Origin of the sequence: uncultured Dokdonia sp., assembly GCF_947492815.1 — a bacterium.
Classification (GTDB): domain Bacteria; phylum Bacteroidota; class Bacteroidia; order Flavobacteriales; family Flavobacteriaceae; genus Dokdonia.
This window is the reverse complement of sequence record NZ_CANLOB010000021.1, coordinates 92,038-98,134: the sequence shown is the minus strand read 5'-3', so window position 1 is coordinate 98,134 and position 6,097 is coordinate 92,038. Positions and strand designations below refer to the sequence as shown.

Annotated in this window: 4 protein-coding genes; all 4 read left to right on the top strand. The window is 32.4% G+C overall.

Annotated elements, in window-relative coordinates; all coding sequences use genetic code 11:
- Nucleotides 1–1,060 precede the first annotated feature (1,060 nt).
- The 4 genes from Q1A01_RS17220 to Q1A01_RS17205 all read left to right on the top strand — a co-directional run bounded on the left by Q1A01_RS17220 (nucleotide 1,061) and on the right by Q1A01_RS17205 (nucleotide 6,040).
- Entirely contained in the window at nucleotides 1,061–2,977 is a 1,917-nt protein-coding gene (locus Q1A01_RS17220) for a hypothetical protein (protein WP_299683462.1), read from the top strand.
- A 6-nt stretch (nucleotides 2,978–2,983) separates the two neighbouring features.
- Nucleotides 2,984–3,127 carry a hypothetical protein gene (locus Q1A01_RS17215; RefSeq protein WP_299683460.1) on the top strand — a complete coding sequence of 48 codons (144 nt, stop codon included), beginning with the start codon at nucleotides 2,984–2,986 and terminating at the stop codon, nucleotides 3,125–3,127.
- A 691-nt stretch (nucleotides 3,128–3,818) separates the two neighbouring features.
- Entirely contained in the window at nucleotides 3,819–5,156 is a 1,338-nt protein-coding gene (locus Q1A01_RS17210) for a hypothetical protein (RefSeq protein WP_299683458.1), read from the top strand.
- A gap of 2 nt (nucleotides 5,157–5,158) precedes the next feature.
- Nucleotides 5,159–6,040, top strand: a complete 882-nt coding sequence (locus Q1A01_RS17205) for a hypothetical protein (protein WP_299683456.1) — start codon at nucleotides 5,159–5,161, stop codon at nucleotides 6,038–6,040.
- Nucleotides 6,041–6,097 lie beyond the last annotated feature (57 nt).

The following is a 6,097-nucleotide window of genomic DNA, read 5'->3' as shown; positions in this document are numbered from 1 at the left end:
TCTAAGGACAGTTCCATTTTTTTTTTACAAAAATCCAACTTCTATTTTAATTCACACACAACTTTTAGGAATGATCCATAAAAAGACATTTTTCTTAATAGAAAAATGTCTTTGCGAAATAATGTATTTTTGAAAGGTAATCGAGTTATAAGACCAGGTCGTTAAGTGATGTTGTAGAATATGATCACTTAAAGCGCACACACAATAAAAAAAATGCTTATCGATGAATGAAGTAGTATCGAAACTTCCTGGCCTTAAAAACTCACCCCAAGTTATATAATGTCTTAACTAGTATTACTCATGGTATTGCTTAAAAAATAAATAGGAATTTGATGCTTTTATAAATTCCTTAATATAAATAGATCTCCATTTATAGCTCCTTATTTGAGATTTTAAAATTACATAAGTCATAGCTTAAATAGTAAAGAAAAACAGTGTGTTTTCAGTAGCTTCAGTAAAACTAACAATCAGTTGAAACTACTGATATACTATAAGTTAAGGTTCATGTTTATCGCTTTTTGATAGTATTTTTGTTGTTCAATTTTGCTGTGGTGTTAGTAGAAATTGAAACTGAATTATTGATCTTGAAAAAGAATGTTTTTATGATTGCTAGAATGCGTCAATAATTTTATACTGATGATTTTTATATAGGTAAGAGTTTACATAAAAGAGAAATTAAGAAGCGTAATTTTTTTATAACTCAATAAAATACTGTCCCGGCCGGAGGAGGCGTTATTGGTATCTCTTTACCACTTCTGCCAATAATACTACTCCTTCGGTGTCCGCTGGGAAAGTACGTTCAAAATAAGAGTTCTTCACTTTTTGTGATTGAGGTTTCAAAATGAAGCTGTTGAGATATGATGCTTTGTATTTTTCGTATAAACATATGCTGCCATTCTTTGTATGCAACAAAGAATACAAAATAAGGCTGTCAAGGTAATACAGTGTATTTCTATTTAAGTTCCACATATTTATTATAGAAATTATAAGGAACCCTAGCATATTATATAGGCTATGATTTGAATTATATATAAAAGTAAAATACTAAACATAGATACGAATGAAACAAACAAGAAGTACTTTAAAAACATACTTTGAAACAGGAGATAGACCTACTGAATTAGAGTTTATCGACCTTATTGATAGTATGGTTCTTGATGAGGATTTGGTAGGAGAATCAACTACAGAATATAGTTATACAGAGTTAAATACATTAATAGAAAATAATGCGCTAATTGTTGGGAAAAAGTATACCATTGCTGATTATCAAACACGTTATTACATTGAAGGGACAAATACTACCAATATAAATAGAACGGCATCTAGCACAGGTACAGTTTCTGGCTTTGCTTTTTTTGATCCACCACTCACTGAGGTTAGTAATGGAACTCCTATTAAGGTTGTGAGCTTACCTGATGACTATACAGGAAATATCAAAGTAGGAGATACAGCAACGGTAACAAGTTTGTTTTCTGCTTTTTTCATGAAATTCACAAATGGTTTACAAAACGTACCGGGGGCAGTATTTAGTTTTTCTATAAAACGTTTTGATACCATAGATGAAGATGCGGTTATTCTGGATGCTAATCTTAAAATAATGATGAAACCTAATGGGGTCATTAATACAGAAGTGCATGATGGTACCCCATATATGGAAATGACTGCCGAAGAGAATATTGCAGTGCCTACAGAAAAAATACTCGTAACCGCTATCTCTGGAAATACATTTTCATTACAAGCAGAGAGTATTACATTTCCAGGGGAATTACTAGAATATGATTTTACAGATGTAGAGATTAAAAATGAAGATGATGTGGTTATTGGTAAGCGTAACGGAATCGTTAAAAGAAGAATCTCTGCAAATAGATTAATAGATGTCAATAAAGATTGGCGCGTACAACGTTACAGACGTTACAAGCTCTCTAATGAAGATTGGTTAAATTATATTCTTAAAAATCCAGTAAATAGTTCATTGTATAATGTAGGAGGTAACCATGCGTTTTCTTTATCTAATACAAATACAACAGAAGCACATAGGTATATCTTACCTAGAGTTGAAAATCAAAATTTTTACCAAGATTTTACAGTAACAGGAACTATTGAAAACGAATTTGAGACAGGAATTACTAACGGTTCATCAATAGTGTATGGTCAACGAATGGAAACGGTTGAAGACAATGTGTATAAGGTTGATGTAAATGCTGTTACTATTGCAAATGGAAAAGATTTCTTTATTTTTCCTCTAGATGATAAAGGGAATCCAATAGACACTGTTGAGCGTTTTGTAGTAAAAAGTTTAAACAATACCGTTGTAAGAAATAATGATGGACAGTTTTCTGTAAATCCCAAAATAGATTTTACAGTTTCTAGTAGTATCACGGATGCTACTTTTATGGTAGGTGGTCTAGTAATATCTGACGGTGCTTTGTTCAATGTAGTCGCAATTGATGCAGTTTCTCAATTATCTAATAAAGGTTCAGTTTTGAACTTAACGATATTAAGTAACTGTGTAATTAATAATAGTGGAGATATACAGTACTTGACAATAGGAGGGATGCTAGCAAATGCTACTAATTTTGGAGTAACAAGTTTAAGTGTCTCATTTGATGAGAACTGTCGTATTAGAAATACAATAATAGGAGGGAAACGTGTAGACAGACTGTCATTTAGTAATACGCAAACTAATAAATGTCTGTTAGGATATAGTCGAGGACAGTATATTAAATATTCTGATAGTATTATGTTTTTAACAGCCTTTAAACATGCAGGAGATTTCTATACAAATAATTTAAATATAGATACTTCAGATCAAAACCCACCTAAAGGACGCTTCGGGTTCTTATATGAAGATATGCCTAACCTATTTGGTAAATATATCTTCGCAAGTGAAGAAGGCGTTTTAGTATATAGACAAGCTAATGTGACTGATACAGGAGGAAGATCGTTATCTACACAAATACTTACAAGAGCAAAATAAAAGAATATGACACCAGAAGAAATAACAAGATTACAAGAGATTAAGGCAGCTATTCATAGTTGTCCAGATGGATGTGCAGTTCGAGTATTAGGAATACCTATGCTGGAGGAGTTTTTAACTTTAACCATTAAGGAAAAAGAAAACGATTAACTAAGTCGTATTGAATATACTATTTTATGAGTGATGTATACGCTTTCGCGAAAGCGTATAAAGACACAACATATTCGAAAAGTAAGATGTATAATTAAAATTAGTGTGTTTTATGTGTTAAACAAGTTCTAGTTGCTGATGGTGTGCAAACAGAGTTCACTACATTTTAGAAGACTTCTTTGAAGAAAAAAACTGGTTAATACTACATATGGCTTCTGGTATTATTTTCTGTACGATACTCCATGTACGTGGTTATACGTATTGTGCTGAAGCTACAGATTTACAGCGAGTAAACGTTATTTTTTATATGATTCTTACTGTATTTTTACACCATAAATAAATAAAGAAGTAAGAGTGCTAAAATAGAAAAAGAACATCCTTCTTGATATGGCCTACAAGAATAAAGATGTACATGTTTGTATAGTATTCTATATGAAAAATGAGAATTTGATAGTATAAAATGAAAGAAGAATTAGGATTCATTATGATATGAGTGTTATATCTTTTTAACCAATTTGACCTTGTCAAACTTGGCTTTGTAGCAGTTGTAGAAAGCTCCTTTATTTCTTAAGTGTTCTATAGGCACTGAGAGATTGTTACATATTTCAAAAAGTATATTAAATGTTGATAATGCGCATTTTACAAATGTGCACAAGGAGGAAGTATGTTTAAAAATAAAATAATTGATTAGATGAAAACAAGTATAGTAACTTTAAAATCTTTGTTTCAAAGAGGTGATAAGCCTACTGAGAAAGATTTTGAAGATCTTATAGATAGTTTCTTACATAAAGATGAGGGAACTGCTATTAAAAATGTAAACTTGGATAAGGATGGAAATCTAGTGTTTAATTTTTCTGATGGCACCGCAGAAGTAATTAAACAAGTTCCAAATGAAATTCCAATTAGTTCCATACAAGGACTTCAAAGCGAACTTAATTCTAAAGTAACTGTTCAAAGAAGTAGACAGCTATCTTCAGAAGATTTTACCACAGAGTTTAAAGGGAAACTAGAAAAACTAGAAAACTACGTACATCCGCCAACGCATCGTATTGATGAGATTGAAGGGTTACAGCCGTCTCTTGACGGAAAAGTTTCTGCAACAGCAAATGAAACTATAGAAGGGCAGAAAGTCTTTAGTGAAATTGTTGAGTTTATCAATGGATTGAAAATTTCAAATTTTTCAGGTTCAGGACTCAGGAATTTAGTAGTACAAGCAGATGGTACTGTAGATGTAAAAGCAATTGCTACAGATCTTTTTGTAGGAAATACTACATTTGATGATACTACAAAAATATTGACTTTAGAGCTTGTAAATGGCTCAACAATAGATGTTGATTTATCTAGCTTAGAAGAAGATCTAACAGGATTGCGTACTAATATAGCTGCGCTAGAGGCTACTACAGCTTCTTTGCAAAACACAAAATTAGATAAAGGAGGATATACAGGAACTGCACAAGATTTAGATACGATTAAGCGTGATAAAGCTGCTTTTGCAAAATCTATTACTGATGTTGCTGGAAATTTAGAACTACAAGGAGATCAGGAAACTCCAGGTGCTAGTAGATATTATGGTACAAATGGTGAAGGAGTAAAAGGATATCATGAGATAGAACCTATTTACTTTAATATAACCAATGTTTTCTTGGGTGGTTCTTCTAATAATCTGGAAGATCAAGAGTTTTTTGTAGACCTCTCATCATATGGCGTCTTAAAGCCAGGACATCAATTAGAATTAAATAACATTGAGTTTAGAGGAGATTTTAGTGAAACTAATGAATTTGTAGATGTAGCACTAAATACTGTTACAAGCGAAAAAATACGTATTGGAGAGGCTAACGGCCGTGATTCGAGAAGATGGCGAAGCGCAGAAGGAATTGGAGATGGCGGAGCTGTAGATGTCGTTCAGTTGCCTTCAGAAGAAATAGGCTTTATCATGTATGTATCACCTAGCCCAGCAGTAAATTTTGCACCAAGAAGAATGAATAATTGGTGGGAATTAAGAGCTGACGTGCAATTTAAAATAATATAACCATGAGTATTTGGATAGGAAAAGACACCAATAGTAACGTAAGAGCACAATTAGATTTTCAACCCGAAAATGGACACTTAGGATTGGCTTGGGAAGAAGTAGCAGTATATGAAAACCCAGACCCAAAACATTTGTTAAAAACATTAGTAGTGCCTTCTCAGTATGATAAAGAAATTACGGCTATAAATTATGTAACAGAATTACAATCAGGCGTTAGACTTATAGAAGATGTTATGCTAACAAATGATGGTTTGGTAAAAGAAACCATTTACTCCTATAAAGATGGGGAAGAGAAACGACCTGTTGTTATGGTTTCTGAAAAATATGAGTATAGAAATACAGATCTTAATTTTCCCCCAGCAGAACGTGGTATGTACTCACGTGAAAAGAAATGGCAGTATTATTTTGAAAATGGTGTGTTAGATACTAGGGAAGAAAATGCGAAAGTGCGATATAAAGTTTATGAGACCAATAGACAGATTTTAGAAGTAGGTCTTAAAAGGAGAACAAATATTACGCGTGTATTGTCAGAAAAAGTAGGAGCAATTTTAGTGATTCTAGGAATTCTGGTAGATGATGAAAATTCAACGGCAAAAAAGAAAGCATATGATGAATTAAGAAAGCTTTCTAGAGAATTTTCTACAGATTTTACAGAGTATAAATCATATGCCACAACTGATCTTTATGAACTCATAGAAACGGAATCTTCATTGCCTTGGCTTAGTGCATTTGTGCCTACAAAGGAGCAATTAGTAGCTTCTGGTAAAACAGAAGAAGAAGCTATGATATTTCAATCATATATAAATGCACTTGAATTGAATGATATGCAGGGTAATACCATACGTCATTATTTTATAGAAAAATTAAAAGGAAACGTACGCTAAAAACAAACACTCTTTAGTGGCGCACTATATACAGGATTGTTAACATATTTATGCTTG